The organism is Curtobacterium sp. MCBD17_023, from assembly GCF_003224415.1.
GTDB lineage: Bacteria > Actinomycetota > Actinomycetes > Actinomycetales > Microbacteriaceae > Curtobacterium.
The window spans coordinates 56,946-77,849 of record NZ_QKLJ01000003.1 but is presented as its reverse complement, the minus strand read 5'-3'; the positions used below and the strand labels follow the sequence as shown (position 1 = coordinate 77,849).

Sequence of the window (20,904 nt, the reverse complement as noted above, 5' to 3'; positions counted from 1 at the left end):
GATCAGATCTCCTGGGCGAAGTTGCCCTGCAGCTTGGCGAACACGCGCTGGCAGGCGACGAGGGCGACGAGACCGACGACGCCCGCGACGGCCAGGCGGAGGAGCAGGTCGGACGGGTACTGCGAGTCGTTCCCCGCCGTCCAGAACGCCCGGTGGATCCCGAGCACCGCCAGCGTGATCGGGTTCGCCGTGTACAGGTTGAGCAGCCAGGTGTTCGCGGCGTTCGACACCATCTGCCAGCTGTAGACGATGGGCGAGCCCCACATGAGCAGCAGGACCAGGACCTCGACGAGGTACTGCATGTCGCGCAGGTACACGTTCGCGGCCGCGAGCAGGAGCGCGAGCGCCGTCGCCCAGATGAGGATGACGAGCGTCGCCGGGAAGAAGTAGAGCAGGTCGGGTCGCACCCAGTCGAAGCCGCTCTGCAGGACCGCTGCGGCGAGGAGCACGACGAGCTGGACGCCGAAGTTGAACAGCGCGGCACCGACACTGGCCAGGGGGTAGATCTCCCGCGGCAGGTAGACCTTCTTGATGAGCCCGCCGTTCGACACGATGGACGCCGTCCCGGAGGCCACGATCTCGCTGAACAGCCCGTAGAGCGTCAGACCGGAGAACACGTAGATGGCGAACTCCGGGATGTTCCGCGACGCGCCGAGGATCTGGCCGAGCACGAAGTAGTAGATCGCCAGCTGCACGAGCGGACGGATCAGCGTCCACGCGAAGCCGAGCGCACTGTCCTTGTACCGGGACTTCAGGTCGCGCCGGATGAGCAGGTCGAGCAGCTGCCGGTGGGCGAACACCTCGCGGATCGACCCGAGCACCGCGGTCGCAGGACGACCGGCGGGGGCCATGCGCTCCTGACGGAGACGCTCGAACCGCTCGCTGACGATGTTGCTCATGGGTTCCTCACGTAGGTGCGCTGGGGCGACGGACAACTGTACATCGGCCTCCGGGCGGGGCCGCTGCGACGGTCAGCGCCCGTTCTTGCTCTCGCGCATGATGCGCACACGGTTCTGGACCTTGTCCCGGAGACCGGACACCCCGTTCTGGCGGAGGTACCAGGTCGCGAGTCGGACGTCGCGGACGACGCCGTGGCGGCTGTTCGCGATCTCGTGGAACTGCATCTCGCGCTGACGGGCCGGGCTGAGCGCGACGCGCGGACGGCTGCCCGCCGTGACCGATCCCGCCGGCACGGCGGCGTCGTGCGCGCGGTCCGCGGCGACCTGCGGGTCTTTGCAGAACTCGACGAGGGGAGCGAGCGCACGCTCCCACGTGAAGTCGTCGCGGACGCGGCTGACGGCAGCCCGGGCGGCGGCGGCGGCCTCCGGGTCGTACAGCATCGACTCGAGCGCGGCGGCGAGGGCGTCGACGTCGCGTTCCTTCACGGCGACGCCCATGCCCTCGGCCGCGACGAGGTCGCCGAAGCTGTCGCCGTCGGTCGTGACGATCGGCAGGTTCGCCCACATGTAGTCGAGGATGCGGGTGCGGAACGAGAAGGTCGTCTCGATGTGCGCGAAGTGCGTGCTGACACCCGCGTCGGCTTCGAGCAGGTAGTTCTGGCGGTCGTCCAGCGCCACCCACTGCTCGTTGAAGAAGACGTGCTTGCCGGTCAGGCCGAGCTGGTCGCTGATGCGGCGCGTCTCGGCGACGATCGCCATCTCGGGCACGTCCGGGTTCGGGTGTGCGACTCCGAGGAAGAACAGGCGGATGTCGTCGTGGCGTTCGGCGACCTGGGCGACCGCGCGGACGAGCGACGGGGTGTCGAACCAGTTGTAGATGCCACCGCCCCAGATGACGACCTTGTCGTCCTCGCCGATGCCGGGCGTGACGCCACGGATCGCCTTGCGCTCGTGCTGCGGCGGCCGGGAGTCCATGCCGAACGGCGCGATCGCGATGAGCTTGTTGAGGTTGTCGTCCGCCAGGTAGTTGTCCGGGTTGACGCGACCGACGGCGGCGAGCTGCCCGAGCCAGAACAGGCGCTGCCGTTCCGATGCACACAGGAAGAAGTCACCGCGCTCGAGCTGCGCGTTGATGACCTCGGTGGTGCTCGTCACCTGGTTGCGCCAGCCGACGTCGCCGTTGTCCCGGGCCTGCTCGAGCTGCTCGAGGTGCATCGGGTCGTAGAGGTCGACGACCATGATCTTGTTCGACTTCTGCAGGGTCGTGAAGTGGTGCAGCGCGTAGCCCTGGAAGAAGATGACGTCCGCCCACTCCTCGTGCTCGCGCATCGCGCGCTCGTGCTGGAGCGGCACCCGCGTCACCTCGAAGGCGTCGGACTTCCGGTTGGCGACGTTCCAGGTGACCAGGCGCACGTCGTTGTCCGAGGACAGGGCCTCCGCGATCTTCCAGGCCCGCATGCCCGGGCCCGCCATCTTCTCGCCGAGGGCGTCCCCGGTGATGACGAGGACCTTCGTGCGGTGCATCGGCGCCTCGATGTCGAAGGCCTCGAGGATCGCGCGGTAGCCCTCCAGGAAGTAGCCGTCCTCGAAGAGCGGCTTGAACGCATCGCCGAACAGGCGGAAGACGTCCTTGTCGCTCCGGACGCGCTGCGACTGGATCCGGCGACGCTCCTCGGACAGGCGGGGGAGGTCGGCCACGAACTGGTCGAGCGCGAAGAACCCGGCGACGGTCTCCTTCGAGATCGGCGTCAGCGCGTCGAACTCGTCGGGTGCGCCGGTGAACCGACGGATGTCGAACTCCTCGGAGTCCCGACCGCTCTTCGCGACCGCGCGGCGGGCGAGGAGGGCGAGGGCGGCGGGGAGGAAGACACCGAGGTTCTCGTCCGACAGGTTCTTGTACAGCAGGTGCAGGGCGTTCCGCTCGAGCAGGTACATCTCGCGGTGGTCGCCGAACGACTTCATCGAGCCGTGGTGCTTGTGGAACACGACCGAGCGCGGCGCGAACCGGACGCGGTAGCCGAGCAGGTTCAGGCGCCAGCCGAGGTCCACGTCGTCGTAGAACATGAAGAGGCCCTCGTCGAACCCGCCGACCTCGAGGAAGACGTCCCGGCGGACGAACAGCGCAGAGCCGGTGCCGAAGAGCAGGTCCTGGGGCTCGTCGAACCGGCCGTCGTCGAGCTCGGCGATGTGGTTCTTGTAGCCCATGCCGAACCAGCTGAGCCCGGACTCGACGAAGTCGACCGTCCGGCCCTCCCAGTCGAGGACCTTGCTCGCCACGGCGGCGACGCGGGGGCTCGGTGCGAACCCGGCGATGCCCTCCTTGACCCAGTCGACGTGCGGCTTCGCGTCGTTGTTGAGGAAGGCGACGACGTCACCGGTGGCTTCGCGGGCGCCGAGGTTGCTGCCGCCGGTGAAGCCGAGGTTCTCCGCCGAGACGATGATCCGGACGTTCGCCTGGTCGCCGAGGGCGGCACGGAGCCGTGCTTCGCTGTCGTCGCCGGAGCCGTTCTCGACGACGACGATCTCCAGCCGGTCCGCGGGCCAGTCGACCTCGCTCAGCCGGGCGATGCACTCGAGGGTGTCGTCGGTCCCGCGGAAGTTGATGACGACGACGGACACGCGGGTCGCGGAAGAGGACATGGTGTGGACTCCGTACGTCGACTGGCAGCGGAGCGCGGAGGGCGCGCCGCGGGTTCCCCGGAAGGCGGCACCACTATACCGAGAAGTGCACGGGCCTCCCGGGGTGCGGGGTGTGCCGTCCCCGCACCCGCGGGTCTGCCTGGGAGACTGTGGGCGTGGACGTCTCCGTGGTCATCGTCGACTGGCACCAGCCCGTCCTCACCCGTCGCGCCGTCGAGTCGGTGCTCTCGCAGCGCGTGGACGCCTCGGTCGAGGTCGTCCTCGTCGTGAACGAGGCCGACGAGGCGACCGTGCGGGACTACCGCGCGGACTTCCCGTCGCTCGTGGTCGTCCCCGAGCCGACGAACGCCGGGTTCGCCGGCGGGGTGGCGCGGGGCATGGCGGCGTCGACGGCGGCCGTGGTCGTGCTGGTCAACAACGACGCCGTCGCGGACCACGGGTTCCTGGAGCGCGGGCTGGCCGCGCTGGCGGCCGGCGGAGCCGCGACCGCCGCGGTCGCCGCGACGGCGGTGCTCGAGGGGCGGTTCGTCCCGGTCGACGGCCGTGCACCGCGCTCGGACGACGACCTCGTCGCCGCCGACGGTCGCCGGTGGCGACGGACCGCGACCGGTGGCGTGACCCTGGTCAACGGGACCGGGGTCGTGCTCGACCGCAACGGCAACGGCCGCGACCGGGACTGGCTCCGACCGATCGACGACGCCCCCGAGCACGCGCCGCTCTTCGGCTTCTCCGGCGGTGCCGCGTTCCTCCGACGAGAGGCGGTCGAGGCGGTCGGCGGCTTCGACGAGTCCCTCTTCATGTACTACGAGGACCTCGACCTCGCCTGGCGGCTGCGGCTGGCCGGTCACCGCATCGGCTCCGCCCCGGACGCCGTCGTCGTCCACCGGCACGCGGCGAGCTCGGGGAGCGACTCGCCCCTCGTCCGCTACCAGAGCATGCGGAACCGGCTGCTGGTCACCGCCCGCAACGCGACGGCCGGCATGCTCGCCCGGGTCGTCGCGCGCACCGTCGTCCGCATGGTGGAGGACCTCCTCCGTCCGGGTCGCGCACAGCTCACCCCGGCCACGTGGGCACGGCTCGTCCGGGAGGCACCTGCCGCGCTCCGGCGGGCGCGCCGCCTCCGCCGGTCGGACGGGACGAGCCGGGCGGCACGCAGCGCCGTCGAGGCATCGCTCGAGGGCGCTGCGCGCCGCGACGCCCCGGCCGCCTGAGGCCTGAGCCTCCGTTCAGGCGCCGGCGGCGACGGCGGGCAGCCCGGGGACCACCGGCCGCACGGGGCGGTGCGGGCCGGGCCGGGCCTCCCGGACAGGGTGGTCCATGCGCCCTCCGTTCGGGGGCCATGCTGGGGGCTGTGTGATCGCTGTGGCGCAGGTAGGCTGCTGTGGCGCGTGTGTTCCGCCGCCATCAGGGGTCGACGGACACGTCTCCCGAACCGCGTGCCGGACCCACCCCGTCGCCGCCCCCGGAAAGGCCTCCGACGTGAAGAAGCTCGTCGCCATCGCCGCCAGTGTGCTCGCCGTCGCGAGCGTCCTGGTCGGCTTCCAGATCGCGGGTCCGTCCGCGCACCAGGAACCCGCCAGCGCCTTGAGTGGCTCGTCGTTCCAGGCCGGGAACATCATCTCGGACGCCAACTTCTACAACGGTACGTCGATGACCGTCGACCAGGTGCAGTCGTTCCTGAACGCGCAGGTGTCGTCCTGCACGAACAGCGGGTGTCTCCGCAACGGCCGGTACTCGATGAACAGCCGCTCGGCCGACGCCATGTGCGGCGCGGTGACCGGCGGCTCGTCGCTGTCGACCGCGCAGATCCTGACGCGCGTCGGCGCGGCCTGCGGTATCAGCCCGAAGGTCATGCTCGTCACCCTGCAGAAGGAACAGGGGCTCGTCACCTCGCGCGGCCCGTCGGCCGCCGTGCTCGAGCGGGCGATGGGCTACGCGTGCCCGGACAACGTCGGCGGCCACTGCGACCCCGCCTACGCGGGCGTCGGCAACCAGATCTACTGGTCGGCCTGGCAGTGGAAGCGGTACGGCAACCCCCCGGGCACGAGCAACTACTTCACCTGGTTCAACCCGGGCGGCACCCGCGCGATCCAGTACAACGTCCCGACCTCGTGCGGCACGAAGTCGGTCGCGGTGCAGAACAAGGCCACGGCTGCGCTGTACTACTACACGCCCTACACGCCCAACACGGCGGCGCTGAACAACCTGTACGGCACCGGTGACGGCTGCTCCGCGTACGGCAACCGCAACTTCTGGCGGATGTACAACGACTGGTTCGGGTCCACGACCGGCACCCCGCCCGTGGTCACCGCGGCGAAGGGCAGCTTCGACGGCCTGACGTCGAGCTACAACACCGTCACGGTCAACGGCTGGGCACTCGACACCCGCACCAAGGCGAGCACCCGTGTCCAGGTCACGGTCGGTTCGGCCACCAGGACCGTCACCGCGAACGGCAACCGGCCGGACATCGCTCGGGCCTACCCGAAGCTCGGCGCGAAGCACGGGTTCACGGCGTCGGTCAGTGCGCCCGTGGGCTCGCAGCAGGTCTGCGTGTCCGCGCTCACCGCCGCCGGCAAGACGAAGGCCGACCTCGGGTGCAAGACCGTCATCGTGGCGGACGGGTCCCCGCACGGATCCCTCGACCGGGCCTCCGCGGCACCGGGCGGCGTGTCCGTCGCCGGATGGGCGATCGACCCGGAGACCCCGAAGTCGATCGGCGTCTCGGTCAGCTCCGACGGGGCGTTCGTGAAGAAGCTCTCGGGTGCGAAGGACCGTCCCGACGTCGCCCGGGCCTACCCGAAGGCCGGCGCCGCGCACGGGTTCGCCGCGACCGTCCCCGTCCCGGCCGGCAGCCACCGCATCTGCGTGACCGGAGCGAACACCGGCAAGGGTTCGGACGCTGTCATCGGCACCTGCAAGACCGTCAACGTGCCTGGCTCGCGCCCGATCGGCTCCGTCGACAGCGTGACCGCGACGCCGACCTCGGTCGGGGTCACGGGCTGGGCGCTCGACGGGGACTCGAAGGACCCGATCCAGGTCGACGTCTCCGTCGACGGGGTCGTCAAGCGTGTGGACGCCACCGGTTCCCGTCCGGACGTCGCGAAGACCTTCCCGGCCTACGGGTCGGCCCGCGGGTTCAGCGTGACCGTCCCGGCCGGCAGGGGCAAGCACGAGGTCTGCGTCCGCGCCCGCAACGTCGGCAAGGGGAACGTCAGCCCGTCGCTCGGGTGCCGGACCGTCACCGTGGTGAACGCGGCACCGATCGGCAGCCTCGACGATGTCCAGGTCGTCAAGGGCGGCGTCAGCGTCTCCGGCTGGGCGATCGACCTCGACAAGACCGGGCCGATCTCGGTCGACCTGTCCGTGGACGCCACGGTCAAGCGGGTCACCGCGTCGAAGGAGCGTGCCGACATCGGCCGGGCGCACCCGAAGGCGGGACCGGCGCATGCCTTCGCCGTGACGCTCCCCACGGCCGCCGGTACCCATGAGGTCTGCGCGCAGGCGATCGACTCGGCCGGGGGAGTCGGCACCGCGCTCGGGTGCAGGACGGTGACCGTTCCCTGACGCTCGTGGAACAGCACCGAAGCCGTCGTCTCTCCGAGGCGGCGGCTTCCTGCTGTCCGCGGGGACGCGCCTCTCGGGGGAGGCGTCCCCTGTCGCCTGCTGTGAGAGGATCGTCCGGTGCTTGAGACCAGACCGCCCGTCGGGGGAGCGACGGACGGCGTCGCCGGGGGCAGCCCGGTGCGTCGTCGCCTCCTCGCGATCGCCGCCCCGCTGCTGCTCTGGATCGTGATCGCGGCCGCCGGGTGGCTCCGGTTGACGCCCGAGGTGCGCAACACGCTCTGGGCGGAAGACGGCAAGGTCTTCCTCGAGGAGCAGTACCGGCTGGGCTTCGCGGGGGCGCTCTTCCACGACTACGCCGGCTACCTGCACGTGGTGCCGCGCATCCTCGTCGCGGTGGCGTCGGGCGTGGCGCCGATCGACCGGTTCGCGGTGACGGTGTCGGTCCTCTGCGTGGTCGTGACGGCCGCGGTCGGCGCCGCCGTGTGGGTGCTCACCGCCGGTGTCCTCCGGTCCGTCGTGGCGCGGCTGCTCCTGGCGCTCGTGCCGGCGCTCGTGCCCCTCGGCCCCATGGAGATCCAGGCGAACGCGGCGAACCTGCACTGGTTCCTCATGTTCCTGATGCCGTTCGCGCTGCTCGCCCCCGTGCGCTCCTGGGTGAGAGGGATCCTCCTCGGGGTCGCGACGCTGCTCGCCGGTCTCACCGAGATCCAGATCGTCGCCTTCTTCCCCCTCTTCTTCGTCGGCATCCGCAACCGGTACCGGTGGCCGATCATCGCGGGATCCCTCATCGGTGGCGCCGCGCAGGTCATCACCACGCTGACCCATCCCCGCGCAGCCCCGACGGTCCCGCACAACACGGTCGCCGACATGGTGCTCGGCTACGCCGTCCAACCCTTCGCGGGTTCGTTCACCTGGAGCATGCCGACCGTCGGACGGCAGATCGTCAGCCACGGCGTCTGGGTCGTCGTCCTGCCGCTGGTCCTCGCAGCCCTCCTCGCGGTCGCGGGCTTCTGGTTCGGTGCGGCGCGGCAGCGGTGGATGCTCGCGTCCATGCTGTGGGGCTCGGCGGCGGTCTGGTTCGGAGCGGTCTTCCTCAACCCGAACGAGATGCTCGCGTTCGCGCACTTCGACGACGGCAGATGGTTGGGCAACTGGACGTTCCGGTACAGCGCGTCGGCGTCGATGTACGTCCTCGGTGCCTTCATCGTCATCGCCGACATCGCGCTGAGCCGCGGCGGGCTCGTCCGCTCCGGACCGAGCGATGCCCGGGATGCGGGCGTGTCCTGGGCCTTCCGGATCGTCGGCGTCGCACTGTCGCTCGTCGTCGTGCTCGCGTTCGCGCTCAACTACTCGATGGACAAGGCGAACCGCCAGGGCGGCCCGGTGTGGGACCAGCAGATCCGGATGTCGGAGCCGCAGTGCACCCGGACGCCCGAGGCCGACGCGTCGGTCCAGATCGCCCCAGGAGCGCAATGGGCCGTCACCGTGCCCTGCGCCATCATCGACCAGGACGCCGAGCGCTGAGCGCCGGGCCGACCGCGAACCGTGAGAAGGAAATGACCCGGAACACCGAATCCAAGCCCCTAGTGATCGTTCCGACCTACAACGAGGCCGAGAACATCCACGACATCGCGGCCCGCATCCTCGAGACGGTGCCGGATGCGGCCCTGCTCGTCGTGGACGACGGCAGCCCCGACGGTACCGGTGACCTCGTCGAGGCGATGGCGCGGACCGACGACCGGGTGCACCTGCTCCGTCGTGCCGGCAAGCTCGGCCTGGGGACGGCGTACGTCGCGGGCTTCCGCTGGGGACTCGAGCACGGGTACGACCTGCTCATCGAGATGGACGCCGACGGATCACACCCAGCGGACCGCTTGCCCGCCCTGATCGAAGCGGTGGCGGAGGCCGACCCTGCCGAGGACGTCATGCTGGCCATCGGGTCCCGGTGGACCACAGGCGGCTCGGTCGTGGACTGGCCCAAGCGACGCGAGGTGCTCAGCCGTGGCGCGAACACCTACGCGCGCCTCATCCTCGGGCTCGACGTGCACGACATCACCGCGGGCTTCCGCGTGTACCGCGCCGACGCGATCGCGCGGATGGACCTCGGGTCGATCGACTCGAAGGGCTACTGCTTCCAGATCGACATGACGCTGCGGACGCACGACCTGGGTGGCCGGATCGTCGAGGTCCCGATCCGGTTCCGGGACCGTGTGCACGGGGTGTCCAAGATGAGCAAGGACATCATCATCGAGGCGATGCTCCGCACCACCCAGTGGGGCCTGCAGCGTCGCATCCGTCCCGGGGCGCACCGCCGCGCCTGAGGGATCGACACTCATCCGGCATCTTCCTCCGCGTCACGGAGGAGGGAGAACTCCCGGGCTCGTCACCGTGTCGCCCTGTGGACGGTGTCAGGCCCGGGGGAGCCGGATGCGCCAGGACCGACGCCGTGCCGACACGACGAGCACCGTGACGAAGAGCATGAGACCCGCGCCGTGCAGCACGTAGCTCTCGGCAGCGCTCGTCACCCCGAGGAGCACGAGCACGGCTGTCGGCCAGACGTAGGCGACGCCGGGGAAGGTCGTCGCGGTCACCCATGACCGCGCGAACGCGAGCAGTGCCGCGCCGACGAGCAGCAGCATGCCCGCCAGGCCGATCTGCAGCCAGGCGTCGACCACGACGTCGAGGCCGGAGGTGAACCGCGCTCCGGACGGGTCGACGAACGTGACGAACGGGACGACCGGTTCGCTCGGCCAGGTGCCGACCCACCCCCAGCCCTGGATCGGGTACTGCTGGATGAAGCCGCGGATCTGCGCCCAGAGTTCGAGGCGGGTGGTCGTCCCGCCCGCAGCGCCGACTTCCCGCAGCACCCGGTCCCGCGCGACCACGAGGAGGACGCCCATCGCGACGAGGAGCGTGCCGAGCACGGTGTTCACCACCGGTCGGGTCCCCGGTCGGGCGTGTCGGAGTGACCAGAGGGCGAGCGCGGTCACCGTCAGGGCGATCATCGCCAGGCCGGTGATCGGCGACTGCACGAGCATGAGCGTGATGACGGCGATCGCGGTGGACCCGATCGCCCGCCACCGGGTGACGGACCGGGTGAGGAACTCGACGACGAACGTCACGAGCGCCGTCGCCGCGATGAACCCCATGAAGTTGCGCGTTCCGCCGATGCCCTGGATGGGCCCACCGAAGGCGATGTCCCCACGGATGCCGAATGCGGGGATCGGGAGGTCGAGGACGAGGCCGGACAGCACCTCGAGCCCGAGGGCGACGACCAGCAGGACCCGGAAGGCGTCCCCGCAGGCACGGATGACCTGCACGAGGTCCCGTCCGAGAGCGAGGTACAGGCCGAGGCCGACGAAGCCGACCATCGCCGTGAACCCCCGTAGCGCCACCCAGGAGTACTCGCTCCAGAGGACGCTGAGGCCGCAGTAGCCGACGAGGGCGAGCAGCGAGAGCGGCAGGACGCCGTGCCACTCGATCCGGTAGCGCTGTCCGAGCAGGCTGAGCCCGGCCAGGACGACGAGCGTGACGAGCACTGCCCACGTGCCCGGGGCGCCGACGAGGACCCGGACGGTGGGTTCACCGAAGGCGAAGATGACGATCGCGGTCGTGAGTGCCTGACTGAAGCGACCACCGGCCGAGAACCCGATCCAGGCGGACAGGTACCGCCGCGCGCGCACGCGTCGCGTCGTCCGGCCATCCGTCATCCGTCCATACTGGCGCACCCTGCCGTACTGCACCTGCGCCATCGCGGAGCGTCGATATCGCGGATCGTCGTTCTCCCGCTACCGTCGCTTCACGATGCGGCATGCTGGGACGGGACGGTGGACGTCGCTCAGGGCGGTGCTCGGGGCGGTGCTGGTCGGCGTGCTCGCCGCCGCGGTCGCCTGGCTCCGACTCGGTCCGGTCGCGCGGGGGACCGCCTGGGCGGAGGACGCCGGCCTGTTCTTCCGTGAGCACCTCGCGCTCGGTCCCCTCGACAGCGTCGCCCACCCCTACGCCGGGTACCTGCACCTGGTCCCACGGTTGGTGGTCGACGCGGCGTTCCTGCTGCCCGTCGAGTGGTACGCGCTCGCCGTGTCCGCCATGTGCTGCCTGCTCACCGGAGCGGTCTGCGCCGGCGTCTTCGTACTCGCTCGGGACGTCGTGCCGTCCCGGGCGCTCCGACTCGTGCTCGCCGCGGTGCCCGTCCTGCTCCCGACGGCCCCCTGGGAGATCTCCGGCAACGCCGCGAACCTGCACACCTACGGCCTCTTCCTCGCGCCGTGGCTGTTCGCACACCGCGTCCGCACCTGGTCGGGTGGCGTGGTGGTCGCCGTGGTCACCGTGCTGGTGGTCGGTACCGAGGCACAGGCCGTCCTCTTCCTCCCGCTCCTGGTCCTCGCCTGGTCGGGGCGGCCCGGGAGCGGTGGCGCTCAGCGGCACGGAGGACGGTGGCGTGCGCTCCCGGTCACCGTCGCCGCACTCGGCGCCGCAGCCGCCCAGGTGGTCACGGCGCTGACGACCGAGCGTGCCTCCCCGGCGGGTTCCCCCACCGTGTCGGACGTCGTGTCCGGCTGGACGCTGCAGACCGTCGGCGGCCTCCTGCGTGCGGACGTGGCGTCGGTCGGACGGGCCGTGGTCGCGGACGGCTGGGCCGTGGTCGCGGTGCCGGCGGTGGCGGTCGGCGCCGTCGTGCTGCTCGGCGCGGTCGTCGCGGTGCGCGACCACCGTCCCCGCCGAGCGGTGCTGGCCGTCGCCCTGACCCTGGGTTCCGGAGTCGTCTGGACGGCGGCCCTGGTCGCCAACGCGTCCGCGAACGGGCGGTGGTCACGGTCGACGCCGACGACCCTGGTCGAGGCGACCCCGTCCCGCTACGCGGCCGCAGCCGGCCTGCTGCTCACCGCCGCCGTGGTCGTCGCCGCCGCCGCCCTCGTCGACCGTGCCGTCCGTCCGCTCGGCGCGCGTCGTGGACGGACGGGAGGCCCGATCGCCGTCGTCCTCGTCGCCGTCGGTTGGTCCGTGGTCGCGCTGGTCCTGACCTCGTGGGTGGTCGCGTTCCCGGCGGAGGCGCAGCGGGCCTCCGGGCCGGTCTGGCAGCCGCAGTTCTCCGACGCGGAGCGCGCATGTGTCCGGCGTCCGTCGGCGTCGGTGCGGATCGACGCGCTGCCGTGGGCGACACGGGTGCCGTGCGCCCTGGTGCTCGGCGACGACTGACGAGTCAGGGGTTGGCGGCCCGTCGGAAGGCTCGTTCCGTCGCCGGTGGCCGAGGCCCGTCGTCGACCGAGACGGGTTCCTCGGTGACCAGGACGATCCGTGATTTGATCGCGATGAGCGCGAACAGCACCCAGTTGCCCTGGTAGAGCAGCCGCGACTCCGCGACGGACTGCACCAGGAGCGCGACGACGACGAGCAGCGGGAACAAGGTCACCGGGTCGAACGGCCGGGGCCTCAGGTCAGGGCCGAACCCGGGTCGGGTCGCGCTCGCCCACGTGCGGCCGGAGGTCGTGACGACGTAGGCGGCGAAGAGCACCACGCCGATGACACCGGTCTGCATCCAGACGTCCAGCGTGGCGTCGTGCGCCTGCAGGTACTCGACGCCGTTGCGTGGTGCGAGGCCGGACAGCAGCGGGATGTTCGGCCACCAGTAGCCGATCCAACCCCAGCCGACCACCGGGTGCTGCTCGACGAGACCCCACACCGCCGCCCAGATGGTGCCGCGACCGGTCAGGTCCGACGAACGGCCCAGGACGTCGAGCAGCGGTCCCCGTCCGGCCGCGACGGCGACCACCACGACGACGACCGCGGCGGCGAGCCCGGCGTACCGCGGTGCACGGTGTCCGCTGGGCACCCGGCGCATCCACAGCGCGGCCACGAGCACGGCGGCCACCACGACGGCGGCGACGATCACCGTCGACGAGCGTGTCAGGACGAACACGGCGCCCGCCACGACGAGCCAGCCGATCGCGCGGGTCCGCCGCATGCGGCCCTCGGCGAGCTGCACCGCGACCGCGATCGCCGCGAGGAGGGCGACCATCGCGAGCAGGTTCGCGTTGCCGGGGAGCCCTTGGATCCGTCCACCGGTGAAGAGCTCCGCGCGGGAGAAGTAGAAGGCATCGGGGACGTCCCGGTCGCCGTAGTGGGTCCAGATCGGAGCGATCGGGTGCCGCACGACGACGGCGACCATGGCCTCGAACAGCAGCGAGAGACCGAGCACCCACCGGAAGGCCAGGCTCGTGGCGTCCAGGATGCGCCGCCAGGTCAACGTCGAGGCGATCGCGAACGCGACGACGGCGCAGACCACCTGTGCGACCATGCTGGCGAGCGTCGCCGGACGCCAGTGCGACCAGAGTACGGTGACCAGGCACCAGGCGAGGAACAGCCAGAGGGCACGGGGGGTGCGGGCGATCGGCGGTCGAGCCCGGACGACCACGCTGATGCCCCACGCGCCCTCGAGCGCCCAGACGGCGGCGGCTCCGTACCAGGTGAGCGTGTTCGGGACCGCGTCCCCGGCGAACAGCGTCAGCAGGACCGCGGTGGCGAGGGCGAACGCCTCCCGCTCGGGGACGGATCCGCGCGCGAGGGGCCAGGTGTTCGTCACGGGTGACAGGCTAGCGCGCACCGGTCACCCGCCGAGCGAGGTCAGCGCCGCCCGCAGGCGTGAACCGAGGGCCGGCGCGAGGGTGGTCGCGAACGTGGCCGTCAGGTGGGTGGGGTCGCGGTGTGTCAGGACCCCGCCGATCACCGCCGGACACGTCGTCGCCGTGCAGTACCAGTCGGTCATGTCGACGTACCGCGCGCGGTCGCCGACCGCCGCGACCGCCTGCGCACTGCCGTCGAACGCGGCGAGGGCCTGGGCGCGGGGCAGGTCGCACGCACCGGTGGTCGGGCCCTGCATCTGCGCCAGGCACGCGAGCACGTCATCGCGCGCGACCGGGTTGTCCCGGAGGGCGATGACCGGCACGCCGCGCCCGGTGGCAGTCCGCCACGCTGAGACGAGACCGCGGACGACCGTCTCGTCGTTGCTGCCCCCGTCCGCGACGAGCACCGGGCTCTTCGTGGCGGCGTGTGTCACGACGAGGGCGTCCAGCTCGTGCGCGTGGTCCGCCACCCAGGTCATCGCGTTCTGCTTCCACCCCTGGCAGCTGTCGGTGTAGCTCTGGGTCGGGGCCTGCTGCTCGGCCGTGGTGAAGTAGCAGCCGATGTGACCGGCGACGTCGATCCGCCAGTGCTCCCGTTGCGCGACGGCACGGTAGGCGGTCATCAGCGCGTTGTTGTGCGAGTCGCCGACCGCGAGCAGGTGCTTCCGGTAGCCGGTGCGGGGTCCGAGCGAGCAGACGTTGAAGTCCGCCGTGGTGTTGGACCAGCAGGCACCGTCGTTCGCGTCGTCGTGCGCCGCTGCCGCCGGTGCGGGCACTCGGACGTCGGCGAGGCGGGGGTTCACGCAGGGGTCGGCGCTACCGATCCGCGCCGCCGCGCCGAAGCAGTCGACGTCCCCTCGCGCCAGTCGTCCGGCGAAAGCCTGGGCCTGGACCTGCTGGACGTGGACCGCCGTGAGGGTCCCGGCGCCGATCGCCACGACCGCCACCGTCGCGACCAGGCCGAGCAGCGCCACCCGAGCCGGGCGCATCCGCACCGCCCGGGTCCGGGCGCGCAGCGGCTCCTCGACGAGCAGGGTCGAGGCGGCGGCGAGCACGAGCGCGCCGACGAGCACCGCGACCTTGCTCGTGGTGCCCAGCGGGTGCCCGAGGACGACGGGCAGGAGCACGACGGCTGGCCAGTGCCAGAGGTAGATCGCGTACGAGGTCCGCCCGATGAAGGCGACGGGCGCTCCGCGGCCGACCACCTGCAGCCCGCTCCGGGCGCCGGCGGCCACGACGAGGCCCGCGGACAGCACCGGCAGGAGTGCCGCGGTCCCCGGGAACGGCGTCGACGGACTGATCACGAGGACGGACGCGACGAGGCCTGCGACCCCCAGCCACGTCCCTCCTGTCCGGACCGCCGCCGCCGCACGCGTCCGGGCCGGCGCGAGCGGGACGGTGGCCAGGAACCCGCCGAGCGCGAACTCCCAGGCCCGCGTCGCCGTGGAGAAGTAGGCGATGCCGGGAGCGGTGCGTGTCTCGACGACGCACCAGACGAGCGACGCGACACCGACGGCGCCGAGGAGCACCCGCGCGGAGCGCACCGGGTCGGCGTGGCGCGACCGGCGCAGCAGGAGGCCGAGCAGGACCAGGAGCACCGGGAGGGCGATGTAGAACTGCTCCTCGACCGAGAGCGACCAGAAGTGCTGGAACGGCGAGGGCCGGTTGTCACTGGCCAGGTAGTCGACCGCGTCGGATGCCAGCTGCCAGTTCTGCAGGTAGACGGTCGAGGCGATGAGCTCCCGTCCGTACTGGCCCCAGAGGGAACTCGGGACGAGGGCGAGGACCGCAACCCCGGTGGCCGTCAGCGTCAGGAACGCGCCCGGCAGGAGGCGCCCGGCACGTCGGGTCCAGAACGCCGCCAGGCCGATCCGACCGGTGCGCACCTGTTCGCGGAGCAGGTGCCCGGTGATGAGGTACCCGGAGATGACGAAGAACACGTCCACGCCCACGAAGCCACCCGGCAGTCGGTTCGGCCACAGGTGGTAGAGCACGACTGCCAGGACAGCGAACGCCCGGAGCGCCTGGACGTCCCAGCGTGTGTGGTCACGGACGGGTGTGGCTGGTGAGGACATCGCGGAAAGCATATGTTCCGTGACGGGTCCTCGGAGTTCACTCCGCTCGGCGCAGCGCGTCTTCGATCCCGCGCACCAGGTAGGGCTGGAGGGTCTTCGCGAACGTGGTCGTGATGTGCGTCTTGTCGCGGTACACGAGCACGCCGCCGATGACGGCCGGGCACGTCCGGTCGTCGCAGTACAGGTCGGTGAAGTCGATCACCTGTGCCAGGCGTCCGACCCGGTCCGCTGCCTCCTGCTGCCCGTCGAACGGCGCGGTCGCGGTCTCCCGGGAGCGGTCGCACGCCGTCGTGGTCGGCCCCTGCATCTCACTGACGCACGTCACGGTCCCCGGCTCCGGCACCGGGTTGTCCCGGATCGCGATGACGGGCACACCCTGCTCGGTCGCGGTCCGCCACGCGTCGACGAGACCGTCGACGGTCGCCTCCTCGGCCGAGACACCGCCCTCTCCGAGCACCGGCCGCGAGGTCGCCGAGTGCGTGACGAGGAGCGCGGTCAGGTCGTCCTGCTGCGACACGTAGTCCTCGGCGTGCTGCTTCCACGCCGCGCAGCTCGCCCGCAGCCCGGCGCTCGGAGCCGACTGCTCCGCCTTCGTGAAGTAGCAGCTCGGGTGCCCGGCGACGTCGATCCGCCAGTTGTTCGCCTTCGCGATCCGCTCGTACACGTCGATGAAGGAGTTGCTGTGCGAGTCCCCGAGGGCGAGGAACCGCTTCTCGTACCCGGTCTTCGGACCCAGGGTGCACCGGGTGAACTGACCGCCGCCGGCCGACCAGCACTCGCCACGGTTCGCGTCGTCGCGCCGGGCATTGGCCGCCGTCGGTACCCGCACCGAGCGCAGCGCGGGGTTGACGCAGGGGTCGGCCGACCCGATCTCGGCCGCCGCGCCGAAGCAACGGACGTCACCCCGTTCCAGCCGACGCGCCGCCTCCGCCGCCTGTGTCTGCTGCACCTGCAGCGTCGTCAGCGTCCCGGCGCCCAGGCCGACCACGACGAGGGTGGCGCAGAACCCGATGACCGCGACCCGGCGCGGTCGCCAGAGGCGGACACGACGAGCGAAGCGGAACGGCTCCTCGACGAGCAGCGTCGAGAGGGTGCCGACGAGCACCGAGCCCACGAGGATGACGACCTTGTCGACGGCGGCGAGGTCGTGCCCGATCACGAACGGGGCCAGCACGATGGCGGGCCAGTGCCAGAGGTAGATCGCGTACGAGGTCCGGCCCAGGTGCGCCACCGGGAACCACCGGCCGACGGACTCGAGGGGCGTACCCGCGCCGAGCAGCACCACGAGGGTGGCACCGACCACGGGCAGGACCGCCGCGCTGCCCGGGAACGGCGTGTCACCGTCGAGCACCCACAGCGACGCCAGGAGGAGGGCCAGTCCGGCCCAGGTCGCCATGATCCGGACGAAGGTGCCGGCGCGGGACGACGCCACCCCGATCGGCAGCGTCGCCGCGAGGCCACCCAGCGCGAACTCCCAGGCGCGTGTCGCCGTCGAGAAGTACGCGACGCCCGGGGAGGACTCGGTCTGCAGGACGCTCCACGCCAGGGACACCACGACCACGACGACCAGGACGACCCGCGCCACGGCCGCGGCCGGGACCCCGCGACCGCGGCGGACGACGCGGACCAGGCCGACCACCGTGATGAGCACGAGCGGCAACGCGATGTAGAACTGCTCCTCCACCGACAGCGACCAGAAGTGCTGGAACGGCGACGGGTCGTTGTCGCTCGCCAGGTAGTCCACTGCGTCCGCGGCGAGCTGCCAGTTCTGCAGGTAGACGGTCGACGCGATCAGCTGACGCCCGTACTGCCCCCACAGTGCGTTCGGCACCGCGAGCAGCACCGTGACCCCCGTCGCGGCGATCGCCAGGAACGCGGCGGGCAGCAGCCGGAGCGCCCGGCGCGCCCAGAACCGTCCGAGCGCGATCCGCCCGGACGAGAGCAGTTCGCGGACGAGGTGTCCGGTGATGAGGTACCCGGAGATGACGAAGAACACGTCGACGCCGATGAAGCCACCGGGCAGTCGGTTCGGCCACAGGTGGTAGAGCACGACGGCCAGGACGGCGAACGCCCGGAGTCCCTGGACGTCCCAGCGCGTGGCGTCCCTGCTCCGTCGGTCGTCGGCCGGTGTCGGGGCGGGGACGGCATTCTGCACCGGGACAGCCTACTTGCCGCACGGATCCGAGCCGTGCTTGCGCCCGGGAGGCGGCCGGATACGCTCGGACCATGTTCCTCGGCATCACGAACACCCCGCGCGACTACGCCTGGGGCTCCGTCTCCGCGATCCCCGAACTGCTCGGACGGACCGTCACCGGCGTCCCGCAGGCCGAACTGTGGCTCGGTGCCCACGCCGGCAGCCCCAGCGTGGTGGTCAACCCCGCGATGGTCGGCGGCGCGGACACGGTGCTCGACTGGATCACCGCCGAGCCCGAGACCGCCCTCGGCACGGACCGGTCCGGGCTGCCGTTCCTCCTCAAGGTCCTCGCCGCCGCGGCCCCGCTGTCCCTGCAGGCGCACCCGACCCCGGAGCAGGCCCGGGAGGGCTTCGACCGCGAGGAAGCCGCCGGGGTCCCGCTCGACGACCCGGCGCGCAACTACAAGGACCCGTTCCCGAAGCCCGAGCTCGTCGTCGCCCTGAGCGAGCGCTTCGAGGCGCTGAGCGGCTTCCGACCCGTCGCCGACGCGCTCGCCGAGGTCGAGGCGCTCGACGCCGGTTCCGGTCGGCTCGGTCCGCTCGTCGTGCACCTGCAGCACGGGCTCGAGGACACCGTCCGCTGGCTCGAGGAGACCGACGACTCGGCCCGCGCGGTCATCGGCGCGGTCGGGCACCTCGCGACGGAGGCGGTCGCCGCCGCAGGCGCGGACGGTCGGGTGACGCCGAACACCGCGACCGCCGCCGACCTCGCCCGTGCCTACCCGGAGGACCCGGGCGTGGTGGTGTCGCTCCTCATGCACCGGGTGACGCTCGCCCGCGGCGAGGCGATGTACCTGCCCGCCGGCAACATCCACGCCTACCTGGACGGGCTCGGCATCGAACTGATGGCGCCGTCCGACAACGTCCTCCGCGGGGGCCTGACGCCGAAGCACGTCGACGTGCCGGAGCTCCTGCGCGTGCTCGACTTCACCGCACACCCCGCACCGCTCCTCGAGCCGGAGCACCTCGCGCCCGCGGTGGACCGGTTCGCGCCGGAGGGCGTCGGCTTCGCACTGGTGCGCGTGACGAACGACGGGCGACCGGTCGGTGCCGGTGGCACCGCGCCCTTGGACGGGCCGTCGATCGCGATCTGCACCGAGGGGGTCGTGACCCTGGTCGGTGCGCACTCGGCGACCCTGCTCCGCCAGGGCGAGTCCTGCTACATCACGCCGGACGAGGGCGACGTGACGGTCGAGGCCGACGCCGGCAGCGGGACCACCGCGACGGTGTTCATCGCCACCGGCGCCTGATCGGCGCCTGATCGGCGCCTGACCAGCGCTTGACGGGCGGCCACCGGGCCGCCGGCGCCCGTTCCGCTAGCGTGGCGGCATGAGTTGGTTGGTCACCGGCGGTGCCGGGTACATCGGGTCCCACGTCGTCCGCGCGCTCGGTGCGGCGGGCATCGACACGGTCGCGTTCGACGACCTCTCGAGCGGGTTCCGCGCGTTCGTGCCGGAGGACGTCTCGTTCGTCCAGGGCACCGTCCTCGACGGCACGCTCCTCGAGCGGACCATGCGGGAGCACGCGGTGACGGGCGTCGTGCACGTCGCCGGGTTCAAGTACGCCGGGGTCTCGGTCGAGCGGCCCCTGCACACGTACGAGCAGAACGTCACCGGCATGGCGACGCTCCTCCGGGCCATGGCCGAGGTCGGGGTGGACAAGGTCGTGTTCTCCTCGAGCGCGGCGGTCTACGGCACGCCGGACGTCGACGTCGTCGTGGAGGAGACCCCGAAGGCCCCGGAGTCGCCCTACGGCGAGTCGAAGCTCATCGGCGAGTGGTTGCTGCGGGACATGGAGGTCGCTCGCGGCTTCACCACGACCTCGTTGCGCTACTTCAACGTCGTCGGCTCCGGGCAGCCGGACCTGTACGACGCGAGCCCGCACAACCTGTTCCCGCTCGTCTTCGACGCCCTGCTCGCCGGTCGGACGCCGCGCATCAACGGCGACGACTACGCGACGCCGGACGGCACCTGCGTGCGCGACTACGTCCACGTCGCCGACCTCGCGCACTCGCACGCGGTCGCGGCCCGGAAGCTCGAGACCGGTGAACCGCTGCAGCGCGCCTACAACCTGGGCAGCGGTGACGGCGTCAGTGTCCGGCAGATCATGGACGCGATGGCGCGGGGGACCGGCATCGACTTCCGGCCCGAGGTCGCCCCGCGGCGCGCCGGCGACCCGGCCCGCATCGTCGCGACCGGCGAGGCCGCCGCGCGGGACCTCGAGTGGGCGATGCGGCACTCGCTCGACGACATGGTGGCGAGCGCCTGGGAGGCCCGGCGGCACGCCGCCTGACCGGTCGCCGCGCCGTCGACCCCCGTGGTCGTCCTGGCCGCGGGGGTCGTTCCGTGTCCCCCGGAACGGGTCCGGACACGGCGCGACACGCCCGAATGGGGGACATGCGACGGCGGAACGCGGAGGGGCTCCTATGATCCGCGACTTGACTCAGAGGAATCACACCGCTGTAATTACACCGACGGCATCGTCGTCAGGGCCGCAACCGAGACGTCAAGGGGTGATCAGGGTGAGTGCATCCGACTTCGAAGCCGGAGTGCCGGACGACTGGCACGTCGACCCCGTGGCGCTCGGTGTGCCGGGAGTCCGTCGGACGACCGAGACCGACGACGAGAACCCGCTCTCCTGGCAGGTCGACTCGCTCTGCGCGCAGACCGACCCCGAGGCGTTCTTCCCCGAGAAGGGCGGCTCCACCCGCGAGGCCAAGAAGATCTGCACCTCGTGCGAGGTCCGGGCGCAGTGCCTCGAGTACGCGCTCGAGAACGACGAGCGCTTCGGGATCTGGGGCGGCCTCTCCGAACGTGAACGGCGGAAGCTGCGCAAGCGCGCCTGAGCCGCCGCTGGCCGACGCCGGTCCGGCCACCTTCGCAACGCGCCGCCGCCGCCCACCGGAACCG

At 71.7% G+C, this 20,904-nt stretch carries 14 protein-coding genes; 8 read left to right on the top strand and 6 right to left on the bottom strand.

Annotation, left to right across the window (positions count from 1 at the left end; translation table 11 throughout):
- Positions 1-2: 2 nt before the first annotated feature.
- A complete protein-coding gene (locus DEI84_RS05115; protein ID WP_110824511.1) occupies positions 3-899 on the bottom strand; it encodes an ABC transporter permease in 897 nt (298 codons plus the stop codon).
- Between the two features lie 72 nt (positions 900-971).
- On the bottom strand, positions 972-3,539 hold the full coding sequence (locus DEI84_RS05110; protein WP_110889931.1) for a glycosyltransferase: 2,568 nt from the start codon (positions 3,537-3,539) through the stop codon (positions 972-974).
- Between the two features lie 155 nt (positions 3,540-3,694).
- Between DEI84_RS05110 and DEI84_RS05105 the strand changes: the two genes are divergently transcribed.
- From DEI84_RS05105 to DEI84_RS05090, 4 genes are all read left to right on the top strand, one after another.
- On the top strand, positions 3,695-4,750 hold the full coding sequence (locus DEI84_RS05105; RefSeq protein WP_181420358.1) for a glycosyltransferase family 2 protein: 1,056 nt from the start codon (positions 3,695-3,697) through the stop codon (positions 4,748-4,750).
- A gap of 268 nt (positions 4,751-5,018) precedes the next feature.
- A complete protein-coding gene (locus DEI84_RS05100; protein ID WP_110889929.1) occupies positions 5,019-7,103 on the top strand; it encodes a hypothetical protein in 2,085 nt (694 codons plus the stop codon).
- 117 nt (positions 7,104-7,220) lie between these two features.
- Complete coding sequence (locus DEI84_RS05095; RefSeq protein ID WP_146234084.1) at positions 7,221-8,627, top strand: hypothetical protein; 1,407 nt, start codon at positions 7,221-7,223, stop codon at positions 8,625-8,627.
- 32 nt (positions 8,628-8,659) lie between these two features.
- The gene (locus tag DEI84_RS05090; RefSeq protein WP_110889927.1) at positions 8,660-9,424 is read left to right on the top strand and encodes a polyprenol monophosphomannose synthase; all 765 of its coding nucleotides are present in this window, start codon (positions 8,660-8,662) and stop codon (positions 9,422-9,424) included.
- An 87-nt stretch (positions 9,425-9,511) separates the two neighbouring features.
- On the opposite strand, the gene DEI84_RS05085 is transcribed toward DEI84_RS05090, so the two are convergent.
- Positions 9,512-10,813, bottom strand: coding sequence for an O-antigen ligase family protein (locus DEI84_RS05085; protein WP_110889926.1), 1,302 nt, complete (start codon positions 10,811-10,813; stop codon positions 9,512-9,514).
- A gap of 94 nt (positions 10,814-10,907) precedes the next feature.
- Here DEI84_RS05085 and DEI84_RS05080 point away from each other — a divergent pair, with 94 nt between their 5' ends.
- Positions 10,908-12,302 (top strand): hypothetical protein, encoded by a 1,395-nt coding sequence (locus tag DEI84_RS05080; protein ID WP_146236310.1) that lies wholly within the window; start codon positions 10,908-10,910, stop codon positions 12,300-12,302.
- Between the two features lie 4 nt (positions 12,303-12,306).
- On the opposite strand, the gene DEI84_RS05075 is transcribed toward DEI84_RS05080, so the two are convergent.
- Genes DEI84_RS05075 through DEI84_RS05065 form a run of 3 tightly spaced genes read right to left on the bottom strand, consistent with a single transcriptional unit; the run spans position 12,307 to position 17,956 of the window.
- Positions 12,307-13,686: an O-antigen ligase gene (locus tag DEI84_RS05075; protein ID WP_110889924.1), complete on the bottom strand. Its 1,380-nt coding sequence runs from the start codon at positions 13,684-13,686 to the stop codon at positions 12,307-12,309.
- Positions 13,687-13,710: 24 nt separating this feature from the next.
- Positions 13,711-15,801, bottom strand: coding sequence for an acyltransferase family protein (locus DEI84_RS05070; RefSeq protein ID WP_181420357.1), 2,091 nt, complete (start codon positions 15,799-15,801; stop codon positions 13,711-13,713).
- Between the two features lie 37 nt (positions 15,802-15,838).
- Positions 15,839-17,956, bottom strand: a complete 2,118-nt coding sequence (locus tag DEI84_RS05065; RefSeq protein WP_110889922.1) for an acyltransferase family protein — start codon at positions 17,954-17,956, stop codon at positions 15,839-15,841.
- 71 nt (positions 17,957-18,027) lie between these two features.
- Between DEI84_RS05065 and manA the strand changes: the two genes are divergently transcribed.
- The 3 genes from manA to DEI84_RS05050 all read left to right on the top strand — a co-directional run bounded on the left by manA (position 18,028) and on the right by DEI84_RS05050 (position 20,840).
- Positions 18,028-19,245, top strand: a complete 1,218-nt coding sequence (manA, locus tag DEI84_RS05060) for a mannose-6-phosphate isomerase, class I (protein WP_110889921.1) — start codon at positions 18,028-18,030, stop codon at positions 19,243-19,245.
- Between the two features lie 79 nt (positions 19,246-19,324).
- A complete protein-coding gene (gene galE, locus DEI84_RS05055; protein WP_110889920.1) occupies positions 19,325-20,287 on the top strand; it encodes a UDP-glucose 4-epimerase GalE in 963 nt (320 codons plus the stop codon).
- A 220-nt stretch (positions 20,288-20,507) separates the two neighbouring features.
- Positions 20,508-20,840, top strand: a complete 333-nt coding sequence (locus tag DEI84_RS05050) for a WhiB family transcriptional regulator (protein ID WP_375232109.1) — start codon at positions 20,508-20,510, stop codon at positions 20,838-20,840.
- Positions 20,841-20,904: the final 64 nt, after the last annotated feature.